This window comes from Serratia sp. ME47 (assembly GCF_903970925.1).
Classification (GTDB): Bacteria; Pseudomonadota; Gammaproteobacteria; order Enterobacterales; family Enterobacteriaceae; genus Serratia; species Serratia ureilytica.
Genome location: NZ_CAJCKE010000014.1, coordinates 42,202 through 60,901 on the forward strand (window position 1 = coordinate 42,202; position 18,700 = coordinate 60,901).

17 protein-coding genes are annotated in these 18,700 nt (G+C 62.0%); 14 read left to right on the forward strand and 3 right to left on the reverse strand.

All coding sequences use genetic code 11. From position 1 onward, the window contains the following. Positions 1–69: 69 nt before the first annotated feature. From H7A77_RS15090 to deoD, 9 genes are all read left to right on the forward strand, one after another. Positions 70–231: a DUF1328 domain-containing protein gene (locus tag H7A77_RS15090; protein ID WP_004933089.1), complete on the forward strand. Its 162-nt coding sequence runs from the start codon at positions 70–72 to the stop codon at positions 229–231. A gap of 68 nt (positions 232–299) precedes the next feature. After that, positions 300–485: a stress-response protein gene (locus tag H7A77_RS15095; protein ID WP_182074367.1), complete on the forward strand. Its 186-nt coding sequence runs from the start codon at positions 300–302 to the stop codon at positions 483–485. Positions 486–495: 10 nt separating this feature from the next. Continuing rightward, positions 496–1,614, forward strand: a complete 1,119-nt coding sequence (locus tag H7A77_RS15100) for a patatin family protein (RefSeq protein ID WP_033651706.1) — start codon at positions 496–498, stop codon at positions 1,612–1,614. Next, complete coding sequence (locus H7A77_RS15105; protein WP_089195452.1) at positions 1,611–2,393, forward strand: TatD family hydrolase; 783 nt, start codon at positions 1,611–1,613, stop codon at positions 2,391–2,393. The genes H7A77_RS15100 and H7A77_RS15105 overlap by 4 nt, the downstream gene beginning before the upstream one ends. Positions 2,394–2,577: 184 nt before the next feature. Then, entirely contained in the window at positions 2,578–3,855 is a 1,278-nt protein-coding gene (locus H7A77_RS15110; RefSeq protein WP_004933076.1) for a NupC/NupG family nucleoside CNT transporter, read from the forward strand. Positions 3,856–4,225: 370 nt separating this feature from the next. Further along, positions 4,226–5,005: a deoxyribose-phosphate aldolase gene (gene deoC / locus H7A77_RS15115; protein WP_033641793.1), complete on the forward strand. Its 780-nt coding sequence runs from the start codon at positions 4,226–4,228 to the stop codon at positions 5,003–5,005. A 66-nt stretch (positions 5,006–5,071) separates the two neighbouring features. Next, a complete protein-coding gene (gene deoA, locus H7A77_RS15120; RefSeq protein WP_182074368.1) occupies positions 5,072–6,397 on the forward strand; it encodes a thymidine phosphorylase in 1,326 nt (441 codons plus the stop codon). Positions 6,398–6,589: 192 nt separating this feature from the next. Next, positions 6,590–7,813: a phosphopentomutase gene (gene deoB / locus H7A77_RS15125; RefSeq protein WP_033641795.1), complete on the forward strand. Its 1,224-nt coding sequence runs from the start codon at positions 6,590–6,592 to the stop codon at positions 7,811–7,813. Between the two features lie 166 nt (positions 7,814–7,979). After that, on the forward strand, positions 7,980–8,711 hold the full coding sequence (gene deoD, locus H7A77_RS15130) for a purine-nucleoside phosphorylase (RefSeq protein WP_004933059.1): 732 nt from the start codon (positions 7,980–7,982) through the stop codon (positions 8,709–8,711). 169 nt (positions 8,712–8,880) lie between these two features. On the opposite strand, the gene H7A77_RS15135 is transcribed toward deoD, so the two are convergent. Then, entirely contained in the window at positions 8,881–9,564 is a 684-nt protein-coding gene (locus H7A77_RS15135; protein WP_033641796.1) for a YtjB family periplasmic protein, read from the reverse strand. Between the two features lie 110 nt (positions 9,565–9,674). Between H7A77_RS15135 and serB the strand changes: the two genes are divergently transcribed. From serB to H7A77_RS15155, 4 genes are all read left to right on the forward strand, one after another. Then, complete coding sequence (gene serB, locus H7A77_RS15140; RefSeq protein ID WP_033641797.1) at positions 9,675–10,652, forward strand: phosphoserine phosphatase; 978 nt, start codon at positions 9,675–9,677, stop codon at positions 10,650–10,652. 19 nt (positions 10,653–10,671) lie between these two features. After that, the gene (gene radA, locus H7A77_RS15145; protein ID WP_004933048.1) at positions 10,672–12,057 is read left to right on the forward strand and encodes a DNA repair protein RadA; all 1,386 of its coding nucleotides are present in this window, start codon (positions 10,672–10,674) and stop codon (positions 12,055–12,057) included. 58 nt (positions 12,058–12,115) lie between these two features. After that, a complete protein-coding gene (gene nadR / locus H7A77_RS15150) occupies positions 12,116–13,390 on the forward strand; it encodes a multifunctional transcriptional regulator/nicotinamide-nucleotide adenylyltransferase/ribosylnicotinamide kinase NadR (protein WP_033641798.1) in 1,275 nt (424 codons plus the stop codon). Positions 13,391–13,523: 133 nt separating this feature from the next. After that, complete coding sequence (locus tag H7A77_RS15155; RefSeq protein WP_164057651.1) at positions 13,524–14,957, forward strand: glycosyltransferase family 39 protein; 1,434 nt, start codon at positions 13,524–13,526, stop codon at positions 14,955–14,957. A gap of 31 nt (positions 14,958–14,988) precedes the next feature. Here H7A77_RS15155 and H7A77_RS15160 read toward each other — a convergent pair whose 3' ends face one another. Then, a complete protein-coding gene (locus H7A77_RS15160; RefSeq protein WP_182074369.1) occupies positions 14,989–15,990 on the reverse strand; it encodes a zinc-binding alcohol dehydrogenase family protein in 1,002 nt (333 codons plus the stop codon). 97 nt (positions 15,991–16,087) lie between these two features. Here H7A77_RS15160 and H7A77_RS15165 point away from each other — a divergent pair, with 97 nt between their 5' ends. Then, positions 16,088–16,999 carry a LysR family transcriptional regulator gene (locus tag H7A77_RS15165; RefSeq protein ID WP_047572716.1) on the forward strand — a complete coding sequence of 304 codons (912 nt, stop codon included), beginning with the start codon at positions 16,088–16,090 and terminating at the stop codon, positions 16,997–16,999. 29 nt (positions 17,000–17,028) lie between these two features. Here the strand turns inward: H7A77_RS15165 and ettA are convergent, their stop codons facing one another. Beyond that, the gene (gene ettA, locus H7A77_RS15170) at positions 17,029–18,696 is read right to left on the reverse strand and encodes an energy-dependent translational throttle protein EttA (RefSeq protein ID WP_025159620.1); all 1,668 of its coding nucleotides are present in this window, start codon (positions 18,694–18,696) and stop codon (positions 17,029–17,031) included. Positions 18,697–18,700 lie beyond the last annotated feature (4 nt).

Below are 18,700 nucleotides of genomic sequence, written 5' to 3' on the forward strand. Positions count from 1 at the left end.
TGCCGTCGATGTCCCGTTGTCGGGGCGGTAGACGGCAGCGAATTTTTTCACAATGGTAAGGAGAAGCTTATGTTTCGTTGGGGCATTATCTTTTTAGTCATCGCGCTTATCGCTGCGGCACTGGGGTTCGGTTCGCTGGCGGGCACCGCCGCCTGGGCCGCCAAAGTCGTGTTCGTTGTCGGCATCATCCTGTTCCTGGTCAGTCTGTTCACCGGCCGTCGGCGCCCTTAGCCGGCCGGCATTTTCCTGCAAACTGTAACAAAGCTTAATTCCTTTTCTCACGTCGGGGAGGGCCGGCCATGAACAGCGACATCATCGTCGGGCGCTGGAAACAGCTGAAAGGTCAGGTATGGCAGGCTTGGGCCGAATGGTCCGGCAGCGATGGTGCCTGGTTGGCCGGCAGCAATGATTTCCTCGTCGGCGTGCTGCAAGAGGATTACGGAAGAGAGCGAGACGCGGTATCCTCGGAGAAAACGTCTTACTGAGGATGCCAAGTTGGGATACAGAATACCCATCACGCTCGGCAATATAGAACCGCTGGCGTCTAAACCTTTTCGACCAGGAAAAATGGCGTTGGTCTGCGAAGGCGGCGGCCAGCGCGGCATTTTCACCGCCGGCGTGCTGGACGAGTTTCAGCGCGCGGGCTTTAACCCTTTCGATCTGCTGATCGGCACATCGGCCGGCGCTCAGAATCTGTCTGCCTATATCTGCGGGCAGATGGGCTACGCGCGCCGGGTGATCACCCGTTACACCACTTCGGCACAGTTCTTCAATCCGCTGCGCTTCGTGCGCGGCGGGCATCTGATCGATCTCGATTGGCTGGTTGATACGGCGGCGGCGCAGATGCCGCTGGCGATGGACGTGGCGGAACAGCATTTTACCGACGGGCGCGAATTCCTGCTGTGCGCCTGCCGCAGCGACGATTTCGAACCGACCTATCTGCCGGCGCAGCGCGAACGCTGGCTGCCGGCCATCAAGGCGTCCAGCGCCATTCCCGGCTTCTACCGTCAGGGCGTGGAGTTGGACGGCGTCAGCTATCAGGACGGCGGCATCAGCGATGCGATCCCGGTGGAAGAGGCCTATCGCCGCGGCGCCGACACCATCGTGGTGATCCGCACCGTGCCTTCGCAAATGTACTACACCCCGCAGTGGATGAAGCGCATGGAGCATTGGCTGAGCGACAGCAGCCTGCAGCAGATGGTGCGCATCCTGCAGCATCACGAGCAAAGCTATCACCGCATCCAGCGCTTTATCGAAAAGCCGCCGGGCAAGCTGCGCATCTTCGAGATCTTCCCGCCGAAGCCGCTGGCCAGCAATGCGCTGGGCAGCCGATTGGGGGCGCTCAATCAGGATTATCACCTGGGGCGCCGCTGCGGCCGCTACTTCCTGGCCACCGTTGGCCAGTGGATGGCGCAGCAGGAGCCCGACGGCATGAAGGTGCGAAAAGCGTTGTCGCGCCGCCTGATCCAGCCGGAGAACGTCAGAATGCCTTCGCCGATCGTGACCGACATCGCCATGCCCACCGAGCGGGCGGCGCAGCCGGAGGCCGCGGTGGCGGCGCCGAAAATCATCCTGCCGGGCGATCTGCCGCCGGGTGAAGGGGGCGCGCTGTGAGTTACGCCTTTACCGACACCCACTGCCATTTCGATTTCCCGCCCTTTACCGGGCATGAGGCCGAGAGCCTGGCGCGGGCGGCAAGCGCCGGCGTAAAGCGCATCATCATCCCGACCGTCACCGCCGATCGCTTCGCGCGGGTGTTGCGGCTGGCGCAGGAGCATGCGCCGCTGTTCGCCGCACTGGGGCTGCACCCGCTGTATATCGCGCAGCATCATGAACCGCAGTTGGAACAGTTGGCGGCGCTGCTGGCCGAACGGCCGCACAAGCTGGTGGCGGTGGGGGAGATCGGGCTCGATCTGTATATGGATAACCCACAGTTCGAGCGGCAGCAAAGCGTGCTGCTGGCCCAACTGAAGCTGGCGAAACAGCATGACCTGCCGGTGATCCTGCATTCGCGCCGCACCCACGACCAGCTGGCCGCCGCGCTGCGACGCATGCAACTGCCGCGCCGCGGCGTGGTGCACGGCTTTGCCGGCAGCCTGTCGCAGGCGCAGGCGTTTATCCGCCTCGGCTATTACATCGGCGTGGGCGGCACCATCACCTATGAGCGGGCGCAGAAAACGCGCGCCGTGATGGCGCAGCTGCCGCTTGAGGCGCTGCTGCTGGAGACCGATGCGCCGGACATGCCGCTGGCCGGCTATCAGGGGCAGCCGAACCGCCCCGAGCGCGCCGCCGAGGTGTTTCACGCGCTGTGCGAACTGCGGCCGGAACCGGCCGACGAGATAGCCGCCCACCTGCAACGCAATACCCAAGCGCTGTTCGCCATGCCGAATTGAGGTCTGCATAACGTGACTTGCGTCACGTTATAAGATTTTCATTTGCGTCTCGTTGTATACATTTGTGACATAAATCGGTGCGAGGGTGACCTCGCTCAGTATAATCCCCCCCGAAACACTCCAATAGCAGACCTCTCTTCATGAGCAGGGATGTATTTTATTTTTTGCAACAGGGAAACTTTGCATGCAACTCATCATGAGTCTGGTCGGGATGGCGGTGCTGATCGCCATTGCGGTGCTGCTCTCCAGCAACCGTCGGGCCATCAAACTGCGCACCGTGGTGTGGGCGTTCATCATTCAGGTCGGTATCGGCGCGCTGGTGCTGTACGTGCCGCTGGGCCGCAGCATCCTCGGCAGTATGTCTAACGGCGTGGCAAACGTTATCGCTTACGGCAATCAGGGCATTTCGTTCATCTTCGGTGGGCTGGTGTCCGACAAGATGTTTGAGGTGTTCGGCGGCGGCGGCTTCGTGTTCGCGCTGCGCGTCCTGCCGGTGATCGTGTTCTTCTCCTCGCTGATTGCGGTGCTGTACTACCTCGGCATCATGCAGTTGGTGATCCGCGTGCTGGGCGGCGGCCTGCACAAGCTGCTGGGCACCTCGCGCACCGAATCGCTGTCGGCGACCGCCAACATTTTCGTCGGCCAGACCGAAGCGCCGCTGGTGGTGCGTCCGTATATCGCCACCATGAGCCAGTCAGAACTGTTCGCCGTGATGTGCGGCGGCCTGGCTTCGGTGGCCGGTTCGGTGCTGGCGGGATACGCGCAGATGGGCGTGCCGCTGGAATACCTGATCGCCGCGTCCTTCATGGCCGCGCCGGGCGGGCTGCTGTTCGCCAAGCTGATGGTGCCGGAAACCGAGCAGACCCACGATAAAGACGATGCGATGAAGCTGATCGCCGAAGAGGATCGTCCTGCCAACGTGATCGACGCGGCGGCTTCCGGCGCGGCTTCCGGCATGCAGCTGGCGCTGAACGTCGGCGCGATGCTGCTGGCGTTTATCGCGCTGATCGCCTTGCTCAACGGCATTCTCGGCGGCATCGGCGGCTGGTTCGACTACCCGCAGCTGTCGCTCGAGCTGATCCTCGGCTGGGTGTTCTCGCCGATCGCCTTCCTGATTGGCGTGCCGTGGAGTGAAGCGATGACCGCCGGTTCGTTTATCGGCCAGAAGATCATCGTCAATGAGTTTGTCGCCTATATGAACTTCGGCGCCTATCTGCGCCCGGACGATGTGGTGGCGGCGGAAGGCCTGCAGGTGCTGTCAACGCACACCAAGGCGATCATCTCCTTTGCGCTGTGCGGTTTCGCCAACCTCTCCTCGGTGGCAATCCTGCTGGGCGGTTTGGGCAGCATGGCGCCCAATCGTCGCCATGACATCGCGCGTTTCGGTCTGAAGGCCGTGGCGGCGGGCACGCTGTCCAACTTGATGAGTGCCACCATCGCCGGCTTCTTCCTGGCGCTGTAAACCCTCGCTGAGCCCGCGACGGCGCGACCGATCGCGGGACTCCGCCTATACTCTAAGCAACGCGGGTGTTCGCCGCACCCGCGATCTTCAGCCGCTTCTTTAGCGAATTTGTGAACGATATCGCGTTATTTTGTGATGTTCTTCACATATAATTCCGGTCTGTTACAGTGCTATTTCATATAGTGTGACGATGAACGCGAATCGCCCCCGGCATTCGTGTTCAAATAGCTATTACTGGCCGGCCGCAAGGCGGGTGGCCATGTGCGGTGAGAAGGATCTCAGTTGCCGCCGCGGGAACGCCGTTCCCCTGCGCTATCTTCATGGAACCAAGTCCGCTCGCCAACACCCAGGTACTCAGTTGGAGAGTTTTATGACCGAATTAACCGCAGCAGCGCAACGTGCGCTGAACTTGATGGATTTAACCACGCTGAACGATGATGACACCGACGAGAAAGTGATCGCCCTCTGTCGTCAGGCCAACAGCCCGGCCGGCCACACGGCGGCCATCTGCATCTACCCGCGTTTTATCCCGGTGGCGCGTAAGGCGCTGCGCGAGCAAGGCACGCCGGACATCCGTATCGCCACCGTGACCAACTTCCCGCATGGCAACGACGATATCGACATCGCGCTGGCGGAAACCCGCGCGGCCATCGCCTATGGGGCGGATGAAGTGGACGTGGTGTTCCCTTACCGCGCGCTGATCGCCGGCAACGAACAGGTCGGTTTCGAGCTGGTGAAACAGTGCAAACAGGCTTGCCAGGCGGCCAACGTGCTGCTGAAAGTGATCATCGAAACCGGTGAGCTGAAGCAGGCCGATCTGATCCGCAAGGCGTCCGAGATCGCCATCAAGGCCGGCGCCGACTTTATCAAGACCTCCACCGGCAAGGTGCCGGTCAACGCCACCCTGGAGAGCGCCGAGCTGATGATGTCAGTGATCCGCGATATGGGCGTGGCGAAGACGGTGGGCTTCAAGCCGGCCGGCGGCGTGCGCACCGCGGAAGACGCGCTGCATTATCTGCAACTTGCCGATCGTATTCTGGGCGAAGGGTGGGCCGACGCGCGGCATTTCCGCTTTGGCGCTTCCAGCCTGCTGGCCAGCTTGCTGGCCGCGCTGGGCCACCAAACCCAGACCGCCGGCGGCGGCTACTGATCGATATCGTTGGCGGGCGCCAGGCGCGCCCGTCTGCACCGACTCTCGGCGACACAGGGGGATGCCTTGTTCCTGGCTCAAGAAATTATTCGTAAAAAACGCGACGGCCAGCCGTTAAGCGAAGCGGAAATCCGCTTTTTCATCAACGGCATTCGCGACAATGTGGTGTCGGAAGGGCAGATCGCCGCGCTGGCGATGACCATTTATTTCCATGACATGAGCATGCCGGAGCGCGTGGCGCTCACCATGGCGATGCGCGATTCCGGCACCGTGCTGGACTGGAAGAGTTTGGCGCTGAACGGCCCGATCGTCGACAAGCACTCGACCGGCGGCGTTGGCGACGTGACTTCGCTGATGCTCGGCCCGATGGTGGCGGCCTGCGGCGGCTATGTGCCGATGATCTCCGGCCGCGGCCTGGGGCATACCGGCGGCACGCTGGACAAACTGGAAGCCATTCCGGGCTTCAATATTTTCCCGGACGATAACGCCTTCCGCAAAATCATTCAGGACGTCGGCGTGGCGATCATCGGCCAGACCAGCTCGCTGGCGCCGGCGGACAAGCGTTTTTACGCCACCCGCGATATCACCGCCACCGTGGATTCTATCCCGCTGATCACCGCCTCCATTCTGGCCAAGAAGCTGGCGGAAGGGGTGGATGCGCTGGTGATGGACGTGAAGGTCGGCTCCGGCGCCTTTATGCCGACCTATGCCCTGTCGCAAGATTTGGCGCAGGCGATCGTCGGCGTGGCCAACGGCGCGGGCTGCAAGACCACCTCGCTGCTGACCGACATGAATCAGGTGCTGGCTTCCAGCGCCGGCAACGCGGTGGAAGTGCGCGAAGCGGTGCGCTTCCTGACCGGCGAATACCGCAACCCGCGCCTGCTGGAAGTGACGCTGGCGCTGAGCGTAGAGATGCTGTTGTCCGGCGGCCTGGCGAAAGACGAGGCCGACGCGCGCGCCAAGCTGCAGGCGGTGCTGGATAACGGCAAGGCGGCGGAGGTGTTTGGCCGCATGGTGGCGGCGCAGCAGGGGCCAATAGACTTCGTCGAACGCTACGATAGCTATCTGCCGGCGGCAACGCTGAGCAAGCCGGTGTATGCTGAAAAGCCGGGCATCATCAGCGCCATGGATACCCGTGCGCTGGGCATGGCGGTGGTGTCGTTGGGCGGCGGCCGCCGTCGGGCGAGCGACGCCATCGATTACAGCGTCGGCCTGACCGAGATGGCGCGCCTGGGCGATACGGCGGATTCCCAGCAGCCGCTGGCGATGATCCACGCCAACGATGAAGAGAGCTGGCAGCAGGCGGCCGATGCGGTGCGCAGCGCAATGACGCTGAGCGATAAGGCGCCGGAAGCGACGCCGGTGGTGTATAAGCGCATCACTCAAGCGTGATGACCCTCGTCTTTCAAGCCGTAGCGTTGTTGGCTACACGCGTGCACCCCAGTCACTTACTTGAGTAAGCTCCTGGGATACACGCGCTAGCCGCCTAGCTACAACTTGAAATCCATTGGGTATAAATTTAGAGAATAAGGGCGATTGCAGTTTTGCGGTCGCAATAGCGTGAGAACACGCAGGAGAGCACAGATGAAACGCACATTTATTATGGTATTGGACTCCTTCGGCATCGGCGCCAGCGAAGACGCCGAACGTTTTGGCGATCAGGGTTCCGACACCCTGGGCCACATCGCCGAGGTTTGCGCGCGCGGTGAGGCCAACGTGGGCCGTCAGGGCCCGCTGACGCTGCCTAACCTGAGCCGTCTGGGCCTCGGCAAAGCGGCGGAAGAGTCGACCGGCAACTTCCCGCAGGGGCTGGATCGCAACGCCGACATCATCGGCGCCTACGGCTACGCCAGCGAGCTCTCTTCCGGTAAAGACACGCCGTCTGGCCACTGGGAAATCGCCGGCGTGCCGGTGCTGTTCGATTGGGGCTACTTCAAGGACGAGCACAACAGCTTCCCGCAGGCGCTGCTGGATAAGCTGGTGGAGCGCGCCAATCTGCCGGGCTACCTGGGCAACTGCCACTCATCCGGCACCGTGATCCTCGATCAGCTGGGTGAAGAGCATATGAAAACCGGCAAGCCGATTTTCTACACCTCCGCCGACTCGGTATTCCAGATCGCTTGTCACGAAGAGACCTTCGGCCTGGAGCGCCTGTATGAGCTGTGCGAAATCGCGCGTGAAGAGCTGACCGAAGGCGGTTACAACATCGGCCGCGTGATCGCGCGTCCGTTCGTCGGCGACAAGCCGGGCCACTTCCAGCGCACCGGCAATCGCCACGATCTGGCGGTAGAGCCGCCGGCGCCGACCGTGCTGAAAAAGCTGGTGGACGAGAAGGGCGGCGAAGTGGTGTCGATCGGTAAAATCGCCGACATCTACGCCAACGTCGGCATCACCAAGAAGGTGAAGGCGACCGGCATCGACGCGCTGTTCGACGCGACCCTGATCGAAATGGAAAAGGCCGGCGACAACACCATCGTGTTCACCAACTTCGTGGACTTCGACTCCTCCTACGGTCACCGTCGCGACGTGGCGGGCTACGCCGCCGCGCTGGAGCTGTTCGACCGCCGCCTGCCGGAACTGCTGAAGCTGGTGAAAGACGAAGACATCATCATCTTCACCGCTGACCACGGCTGCGATCCGACCTGGAGCGGCACCGACCACACCCGCGAGCACATTCCGGTGCTGGTTTACGGCCCGAAAGTGAAACCGGGTTCGCTGGGCCACCGCGAGACCTTCGCCGACATCGGCCAGACCGTCGCCAATTACTTTGGCCTGTCGCCGATGGATTACGGTAAGACCCTGTTCTAAACCCTGTCTTTCAAGCCGCAGCGTTGTTAGCTTCACGCGTGAACCCCAGTCGCTTACTCAAGTAAGCTCCTGGGGATTCCCCCGCCAGCTGCCTGGCTGCAACTCGAAATTCAAGGCTTGGACGTTTGACGTTTTTATTAAATAAGATTTCTAAAGGAAGAAAATTATGGCTACGCCGCACATTAATGCTGAGATGGGTGACTTCGCTGACGTAGTACTGATGCCGGGCGACCCGCTGCGCGCAAAATACATTGCCGAAACCTTCCTGGAAGGCGCGGTGGAAGTGAACAACGTGCGCGGCATGTTGGGTTTCACCGGCACCTACAAAGGCCGCCGCATCTCCGTAATGGGCCACGGCATGGGCATTCCGTCCTGCTCTATCTACGCGCGCGAGCTGATCGCCGAATTCGGCGTGAAGAAGATCATTCGCGTGGGTTCCTGCGGCGCGGTGCGTGACGATATCAAACTGCGCGACGTGGTGATCGGCATGGGCGCGTGCACCGACTCCAAGGTGAACCGTCTGCGCTTCAAGGACAACGACTACGCGGCGATCGCCGACTTCGACATGGTGCGCAACGCGGTCGACGCGGCGGCGGCGCAGGGCATCCCGGCGCGCGTGGGCAATATCTTCTCCGCCGATCTGTTCTACACCCCGGATCCGGATATGTTCCAGGTGATGAAGAAGTACGGCATCCTGGGCGTGGAAATGGAAGCGGCCGGCATCTACGGCGTGGCGGCGGAGCTGTACGAAGAGTTCGGCTGTAAGGCGCTGACCATCTGCACCGTGTCCGACCACATCCTGCGTCACGAAGCGACCACGGCGGCGGAACGCCAGACCACCTTTAACGAAATGATCGTTATCGCGCTGGAATCCGTGCTGCTGGGCGACAAAGCGTAATACCGCGGCGGGCGTCGTCATGGCGCCCGCCCGTCAATCTATTCACTCCGCATGGCCGTTTTTGGCTAACGCTTTACCTTTCAATTGGATGTGGATCCCGTTGTTACGGACAATCTATTCAGCGAAAGGACAAGAAAACGGCACGAACGCATTCAACGCCTGGCCTGAATTACCCCTGCTTAGGCGCTTCCTGTTTTTTCTCCGGCGCATCGTCTTCATCGTCTTCCACCGTATTGCCTTCTTCCAGTGGCGTGTTGGCGGTCAACAGGTAGGGCGACTGCTGCCAGCGGCTGCGGCGGTGTTGCAACAGGGTACGCGCCAGAATGATGCCGATCGCCAGCGCCAGCAGGATCATCAGGCGCAGCAGGTTGGTGGTGTTGTCCACCTGCTTGGATTCGGTCGCCAGCACGTGGGTGTCGAGGGTGATGCGGATAAAGCCGATCGGGCCGTCTTTGCCCTGAATGGATTCGACCAACTGGTGGTTGAAGTAGCTGCCGGCGCGTTTGCCGTCGAGCGACAGGCGATCGCGTATACTTATCTGTTCCCCGGCGTGGGAGACCAGCGTGCCGTCCAGCTGATACACGCTGACGTCGAGAATGCGGCTGTGATCGGTGAGCTGCTTGAGGATGGCGTCGATGCGCGGATTGTTGCCGTCGTCGTCCAGCAGCGGCGCCAGGCTGTAGGCGACCTGTTTGGTCAGCGTTTGCGCCAGCTCTTCAACCTGCTCGGATCGCGCCATTTGGTGACTCAGGCTAAAATAAGAGGCGCCCTGCATCAGCAGCACCAGCAAAGCCAGGCAAATCAGGATAATAGCGGTGCGGTGCAGGCGAAATTTCAGTTTAGCGCGAGCCATGCAGGTTCCTTGGGCATCGGGGACACTTTATGTTGCCAGAACCGCTGGCGATAGGATAGCTTGATGCGTCGTTTTATCATGCAGCGTTTTTGTCCATTCAGGAGTCAATGATGTCAAACAGTCTGACCTATTGCGATCTTCCGGCGGAGATCTCTCAATGGCCGGGTCTTCCCCTTTCGCTCAGCGGCGACGAAGTGATGCCGCTGGACTACCGGGCGGGCAATACCGGGTGGCTGTTATATGGCAGGGAGCTGGACAAGGCGCGCATTACCCAATTCCAACGCAAGCTGGGCGCGGCGATGGTGATCGTCACCGCCTGGGGCGTGGACGACTATCAGGTGGTGCGGCTGGCGGGCACCTTGACGCCGCGCGCCAAGCTGCTGGCGGCGGAGAGCGGGTTGGATGTGGCGCCGCTCGGCAAAATCCCGCACCTGCGCACGCCGGGGCTGCTGGTGATGGACATGGATTCAACGGCGATCGAGATCGAGTGCATCGATGAGATCGCCAAGCTGGCGGGCGTCGGAGAGCAGGTGGCGGAAGTGACCGAACGCGCGATGCGCGGCGAGCTGGACTTTACCGCCAGCCTGCGCCAGCGCGTCGGTACGCTGAAAGGGGCCGACGCCAACATCCTTAAGCAGGTGCGCGACGAGCTGCCGCTGATGCCGGGGCTGACCAGCCTGGTGGGCAAGCTGCAGGCGATGGGCTGGCATGTGGCGATCGCCTCCGGCGGCTTCACCTACTATGCCGAATACCTGCGCAACCGGCTGCGGCTGGTGGCGGCGGCGGCCAACGAGCTGGAGATCCGCGACGGCAAGCTGACCGGCGAAGTGCTGGGGCCGGTGGTGGACGCGCAGTTCAAAGCCGATACGCTGCTGCGGCTGGCGGAGAAGCTGGAAATCCCGCTGGCGCAAACCGTGGCCATCGGCGACGGCGCCAACGATTTGAAAATGATGCAGGCGGCGGGGCTGGGCATCGCCTACCACGCCAAACCGAAAGTGTATGAAAAAGCGCAGGTGGCGATCCGGCATGCGGATTTGATGGGCGTGCTGTGTATTCTCACCGGCAGCCTGAAACACGAAGTGCGATAACGAAAGATTGAGGTAAGACGTGGCAAAAGCGGCAAAACGGGCATTTGTGTGCAATGAGTGCGGGGCGGACTATCCGCGTTGGCAGGGGCAGTGCAGCGCCTGCCATGCCTGGAACACCATCACGGAAGTGCGTTTGGCCGCGTCGCCCGCTGCGGCGCGCAACGATCGCCTCAGCGGCTATGCCGGCGACGCCGGCGTCAGCAAAGTGCAGAAGCTGTCGGAAATCAGCCTTGAGGCGCTGCCGCGCTTCACCACCGGCTTTCTCGAGTTCGATCGCGTGCTGGGCGGCGGTGTGGTGCCCGGCAGCGCGATTCTGATCGGCGGCAACCCCGGCGCCGGCAAGAGCACCCTGTTGCTGCAGGTGCTGTGCAAACTGTCCGAACAGATGAAAACCCTGTACGTCACCGGCGAGGAATCGCTGCAGCAGGTGGCGATGCGAGCCCACCGTCTGGGACTGCCGACCGGCGGCCTGAACATGCTGTCGGAAACCAGCATCGAGCAGATCTGCCTGATCGCCGAGCAGGAACAGCCGAAGCTGATGGTGATCGACTCGATTCAGGTGATGCACATGGCGGACATTCAGTCTTCGCCGGGCAGCGTGGCGCAGGTGCGAGAAACCGCCGCCTACCTGACGCGCTTTGCCAAGACGCGCGGCGTGGCGATCGTGATGGTCGGCCACGTCACCAAAGACGGCTCGCTGGCCGGGCCGAAAGTGCTGGAACACTGCATCGACTGTTCGGTGCTGCTGGACGGCGACGCCGATTCCCGCTTCCGCACCCTGCGCAGCCACAAGAACCGCTTCGGCGCGGTCAACGAGCTGGGGGTGTTCGCCATGACCGAACAGGGGCTGCGCGAAGTGAGCAACCCTTCGGCTATCTTCCTCAGCCGCGGCGACGAAGTTACCTCCGGCAGTTCGGTGATGGTGGTGTGGGAAGGCACCCGGCCGCTGCTGGTGGAGATCCAGGCGCTGGTGGATCATTCGATGATGTCCAACCCGCGCCGCGTGGCGGTGGGGTTGGAGCAGAACCGGTTGGCGATCCTGCTGGCGGTGCTGCACCGGCACGGCGGGCTGCAGATGTCGGATCAGGACGTGTTCGTCAACGTGGTCGGCGGGGTGAAGGTCAGCGAGACCAGCGCCGATCTGGCGCTGCTGATGTCGCTGGTCTCAAGCCTGCGCGATCGGCCGCTGCCGAACGATTTGGTGGTGTTCGGCGAAGTGGGGTTAGCGGGGGAGATCCGTCCGGTGCCGAGCGGTCAGGAGCGGATCGCCGAAGCGGCCAAGCACGGTTTCAAACGCGCCATCGTGCCGCACGGCAATATGCCGAAAAAGCCGCCGGCCAATATGCAGGTGTTCGGGGTCAAGAAGCTGGCGGACGCGCTGGACGTGCTGGAAGGGTTTTATTAATGTCGCCGACGGCGAGAAAGATATGCTATTTTGTTTAGCATACTAAACGGAGGTGGCCATGCCGCAATTTGATTACCTGAAGACGTCCATCAAGCAAAAGGGCTGCACGTTGCAGCAGGTGGCGGATGCCAGCGGCATGACCAAAGGCTATCTCAGCCAGCTGTTGAACGACAAGATCAAAAGCCCGAGCGCGCAAAAGCTCGAGGCGCTGCACCGTTTTCTCGGGCTTGAGTTCCCGCGCAAAGAGGTCAAAGTCGGCGTGGTGTTTGGTAAATTTTACCCGCTGCACACCGGCCACATCTATCTGATCCAGCGCGCCTGCAGCCAGGTGGATGAGCTGCACGTTATCTTGTGCCACGACGAGCCGCGCGACCGTGAGCTGTTCGAGAACAGTTCGATGTCGCAACAGCCGACGGTCAGCGATCGCCTGCGCTGGCTGCTGCAGACCTTCAAGTACCAGAAAAACATCCATATCCACTCGTTCGACGAGCAGGGCATCGAACCGTACCCGCACGGCTGGAACGTGTGGAGCGACGGCATGAAGGCCTTTATGGAACAGAAAGGCATCGTGCCGAGCTTCATCTATTCCAGCGAAGCGCAGGATGCGCCGCGCTACCGCGAGCATCTGGGCATCGAAACCATTTTGGTCGACCCCGAACGCTCGTTCATGAACATCAGCGGCAATCAGATCCGTCAGGATCCGTTCCGTTATTGGGATTACATCCCGACCGAGGTGAAACCGTTCTTCGTGCGCACCGTGGCGATCCTCGGCGGCGAGTCGAGCGGCAAATCGACGCTGGTCAACAAGCTGGCCAACATCTTCAACACCACCAGCGCCTGGGAATATGGCCGCGATTACGTGTTCTCGCACCTGGGCGGCGACGAGATGGCGCTGCAGTACTCCGACTACGACAAAATTGCCCTCGGGCAGGCGCAATACGTGGATTTCGCGGTCAAGTACGCCAACAAGGTGGCGTTTATCGATACCGATTTCGTCACCACCCAGGCGTTTTGCAAAAAGTACGAAGGGCGTGAGCATCCCTTCGTGCAGGCGCTGATCGACGAATACCGCTTCGATCTGGTGATCCTGCTGGAAAACAACACGCCGTGGGTGGCGGACGGCCTGCGCAGTCTCGGCAGCACCGCCGATCGCCTGGCGTTCCAGCGCCTGCTGGAGGAGATGCTGCGCGCCAACAACATCGAGTACGTGCACGTTGAGTCCAGCGATTACGAAGAGCGCTTCCTGCGCTGTGTCGAGCTGGTGCAACAGTTGCTGGCGGCGGACGCCGGCCGGCTGGCGAATGCGCCCGCCCAGCGCCACGCCGCAGGCTGAGAAAAATTAGCGTAATGTGCGATCGCGCGGCAGAAACGGCCGCACGGACGCACATTTAAAGGCCTGTTTAAACATGGTTCATTCGGTAGCGACTACGTTAAGGTTTTCTTTACAATAACGCTCAGAAGAAGACATGTCTTATCGCTTACTCGCTCTCTGGTTGATCTGCTATGCCGCAGCCTGGACGCTGCTGACCGTTCATCTCGATCCTACCCTGCCTTACGACGCCGTCGAGGCGCTCAATTGGGGCCTCAACGGCGAGTGGGGCTCACCGAAAAATCCTTGGTTGGTCGGTGCGGCGATGCAGCCGGCGATCTGGCTGTCGTGGCTGCCGCTGAACGTTTACTGGTACGGCGGGCACTTCATCGCCATCGCCATCGGCATGTTGGGCGTCTGGCTGCTGGCGCGACGCCTGAGCGGCAGCACTTCGCTGGCCTGGATGGCGCTGCTGACGCTCAACCTGTCCGGTATCATCAATTTCGACATCATTCCCTACAACGACAACTACCTGTTGGTGATGCTGTGGCCGTGGATGGCGCTGTTCTTCAACATGGCGATTTCCCGTTCGGCCAACTGGTGGCCGGCCTTCGCGTTGGCCGCCGGTCTGGCGATGATGGCGAAGTATTCGACCTTCGCCTTCGTCTATTTCGCGGCGCTGTCGACGCTGTTCGTGCCGCAGATCCGTCGCTGCTATCGCCAACCACAGTTCTATCTGGCGGTGGCGATCTGGCTGGCGCTGGTGTTGCCGAACGTATTCTGGCTGTGGAACCACGACTTCGCCGCCTTTAAGTGGGTGGATTCGCAGATCAAGATGCAGCTCAATCTCGACATGCTGCAGTCGCTGCTGCTGGTGTTCTATCCGTCGCTGGTGCTGTGGTGGATCCTGCGCCGCAGCGGGGCGGTGCTGGCCTGGCCGAAAGCCTTGCCGATGCGGGTGCTGCTGTGGATCTACCTGCTGCCGCTCGGCATCATCACCTTTTGGTTCTCCTTCAACGTCGGCGGCCGCTTGACCGAGTGGCTGCAGCCGTTCTTCATGCTGGCGCCCGCGCTGCTGGTCGGCTGCGTGCGTCAGCCGCCGGTGCGTTCGCTGCGGGCGGCGACTATTGGGCTGATGTGCGCGGCGCTGGCGGTCTATCTGGGCTATGCCGCGGTGATGCTGGGCAACGTGCGCAATGCCGGTCAGAAAATGGTGGGCATCAAGGCGTTCAGCGCCGGAGTGGAGCAGCTGTGGCAGGAGCGGTATGGCGTCAGTCTGCGTTACGTCGGCGGCGAATACCTGTCGCAGTGGATGACGGTGTATGCCGGTTCCCGGCCGCAGACCATTACGCGCTGGTCCAATCATACGCGGCCGAACATCTACAACGTCAACATCAGCTATCCGCAGATTGCGCAGCATGGCGTCGCCTTGTTCGGTCGGTTGGGTGAAGACTGCGCGCACAGCGACTTCGGCGGCGAACTGGCCCACTGGCCGAAGATGCGCCTCGACTGGCAGCAGACGCTGACCTTCCGCGCCGATCCGCAGAGCGACGAGCAGGTGCTGTGCGTCGGCTTTGTTCGCCCGCAGTAACGGCGGCGCAGAACGCCGCCGCGATGCGAACTCAGTAAGCGATAACCAGCTTGCCTTGCATATGGCCGCCGAGCAGCTGTTGATGCGCGGCGGTCAGCGTGTCTACCGACAACCCGTGCAGGGTTTCGCTCAGCGTGGTGCTCAGCTTGCCTTCGTCCAGCAGTTGTGCCACCTGCTGCAGGATCCGGCCCTGTTGCGCGATGTCCGGGGTGGTGAACATGCTGCGGGTGAACATGAATTCCCAGTGCAGCGCGGCGCTTTTCAGCTTCAGCGCGTTTTGATCCAACGGCTGCGCGTTCTCGACGATGGTGCAGATATGGCCGAGCGGTGCGATCAGTTCGGCCATCGCCGGCCAGTGGCCGTCGGTATCGTTCAGACAGAGGATGTAATCCACCTGCTCGATGCCGTGTTGCGCCAGGTTGCCCTTCAAATCGCGGTAGTCCACCACCAGGTCGGCGCCCCGCTCGCGGCACCAGGCGGCGGATTCCGGCCTGGACGCGGTGGCGATCACTTTCACCTTGCTGCGCAGCGCGGCCAGCGGAATGGCCAGCGAACCGACACCGCCGGCGCCGCCGATGATCAGCAGCGTCTTGTGCTCCGGCGCATCCTGAATGTTCAGGTGCTCGAACAGCGCCTCCCACGCGGTGAGGGCGGTGAGCGGCATGGCGGCGGACTCCGCCCAGTTCAGGCTGCGCGGTTTGTGCGCGGCGATGCGAGAGTCGATCAGTTGGTGGCTGCTGTTGCTGCCGGGCCGGGTGATATCGCCGGCGTACCACACTTCATCGCCGGGCTTGAAGCCGCTGACGCCGCTGCCCACGTCCAGCACGACGCCGCTGGCGTCCCAGCCGAGGACGCGCGGCTGCTGCAGGCCACTTTTCTGCAGACCGGCGTGTACTTTGGTATCCACCGGGTTGACCGAGGCCGCTTTCACTTCCACCAGCAGATCGTACTGGCCGGGCACCGGCATCTCCGGTGAGATTTCGATGAAACCGGTGGGGTTCTGCGGGTCTACGGCAATGGCTTTTATCGACATGATTGTGCTCCTTTCAAATGATGCCCCCAGTGTAGACCCGCAGCAGTGGGGTGATAAGATGGACAATATCTAACTGAGTGTTCGTCAGAGGTGAACAATGGAGTTCAAACAGCTGCAGGACATGGCGCTGTTCGCGCTGGTGGCGGAGTGCGGCAGTTTCACCGCCGCCGCGCAGCGTGTCGGGTTGCCGAAGTCCAGCGTCAGTCAGCGCATCAGCCAGCTCGAACAGACGCTGGGGCTGCGTTTGCTCAACCGCACCACGCGCCAGTTGAACCTGACCTTCGCCGGCGAGCGCTATCTGGAACATTGCCAGGCGATGATGTCCGCCGCCGAGCGGGCCGATCTGGCGCTGCAGCGGCTGCGCGACAACCCGAGCGGCCGCCTGCGCATCTCGACGCCGGCCGGGTTGGGGGCAACCCTGGTGGCGCGGCTGGCGGCGGATTTTCAGCGCCAGTACCCGGACGTATCGCTGGAGGTGTCGGTATCCGACGCCATGGTGGATCTGGTGCAGGAAGGCTTCGACGCCGCGCTGCGCACCGGCAAGCCGCAGGATTCTTCGCTGATCGGCCGCCGCCTCGGGTATGCGCCGCGCTATCTGCTGGCTGCGCCGTCCTATCTGGCGCAGCACCCGCCGATCGAGCACCCGCAGCAGCTGCAGCAACATCGCTGCATTGCCCACCGCGCCTGGACGGCCTGGAACCTGCGCTGCGGCGACGATTATTACCGCTGGCAGCTGCCGCTGGCGCACACCACCGACAATCTGCTGTATGCGCGCGAATGCGCTATCGCCGGCGCGGGGATCACGCTGCTGCCGGCGTTTCTCAGCCGCGAGGTGGTGGCGCAGAAGCTGTTGGTGGAGGTGTTGCCGGCCTGGCGCGCAGAAGGGAATGAACTGTATCTGGTCTACCCGAGCCGCAAGCTGAATTCCCCGGCGCTGGCCTGTTTCATCGATGTGGTATTGCAGCACCCGGCGTTTGACGACTACGCGCGCGAGCTGACGCGGGAGTAAAAAAGGCGCCGCATGCGGCGCCTTGGGGATTACTTGGCGATCTTTTTGTACTTGATGCGGTGCGGTTCGAGCGCATCGGCGCCCAGCGTACGCTTCTTGTACTCTTCGTACTCGGTGAAGTTGCCTTCGAAGAATTCCACCTTGCCCTCGTCCTGGTAGTCCAGGATGTGGGTGGCGATACGGTCGAGGAACCAACGGTCGTGCGAGATCACCATGGCGCAGCCTGGGAATTCCAGCAGGGCGTTTTCCAGCGCGCGCAGGGTTTCGATATCCAGGTCGTTGGTCGGTTCATCGAGCAGCAGCACGTTGCCGCCAACCTGCAGCAGCTTGGCCAGGTGCAGACGGCCACGCTCACCGCCGGACAGCTCGCCCACGCGTTTACCCTGATCGACGCCCTTGAAGTTGAAGCGGCCGACATAGGCGCGGCTCGGCATCTCGGTGTTGCCGATGCGCATGATGTCCTGCCCGCCGGAGACCTCTTCCCACACGGTTTTCGAACCGTCCATGCTGTCGCGGAACTGATCGACGGACGCCAGCTTGACGGTATCGCCCAGCACGATGCTGCCGGAATCAGGCTGCTCCTGACCGGACATCATGCGGAACAGCGTGGATTTACCCGCGCCGTTCGGGCCGATGATGCCGACGATCGCCCCTTTCGGCACCGAGAACGACAGGTCGTCGATCAGCAGGCGGTCGCCGTAAGACTTGCGCAGGTTGCTGACTTCGACCACTTTATCGCCCAGGCGCGCGCCAGGTGGAATGAACAGTTCGTTGGTTTCGTTACGTTTTTGGTATTCGGTGTTATTCAGCTCTTCAAAGCGGGCCAGACGGGCCTTGCCTTTGGACTGGCGGCCTTTGGCGCCCTGGCGCACCCACTCCAGCTCTTTCTCGATCGACTTGCGACGAGCGGCTTCGGCGGACGCTTCCTGCGCCAGACGCGCGTCTTTCTGCTCCAGCCAGGACGAGTAGTTGCCTTCCCACGGAATGCCTTCGCCGCGGTCCAGTTCGAGGATCCAGCCGGCTACGTTATCCAGGAAGTAACGGTCGTGGGTGATCGCCACGACGGTGCCTTCGAAGTCGTGCAGGAAGCGTTCCAGCCAGGCCACGGACTCGGCGTCCAGGTGGTTGGTCGGTTCGTCCAGCAGCAGCATGTCCGGCTTTTCGAGCAGCAGGCGGCACAGCGCGACGCGGCGGCGTTCACCCCCGGACAGATGGGCGATTTTGGCGTCCCAGTCCGGCAGGCGCAGCGCATCGGCGGCGCGTTCCAGCTGCGCGTTGAGGTTGTGACCGTCGTGCGCCTGAATGATCTCTTCCAGGCGGCCCTGTTCGGCGGCCAGCTTGTCGAAGTCTGCGCCTTCTTCCGCGTACAGCGCGTACACTTCGTCCAGGCGTTTCAGCGCGCCGACCACTTCCGCCAGCGCTTCTTCCACCGACTCACGCACGGTGTGTTCGAGGTTAAGCTGCGGCTCCTGCGGCAGATAACCTATCTTGATGCCTGGCTGCGGGCGCGCTTCCCCTTCGATATCGGTATCGATGCCGGCCATGATGCGCAGCAGGGTGGACTTACCGGCGCCGTTCAGGCCCAGTACGCCGATTTTTGCCCCAGGGAAGAAGCTCAGGGAGATGTTTTTCAAAATATGACGCTTCGGCGGTACCACTTTGCCGACGCGGTGCATGGTATAGACGTATTGAGCCACGTTG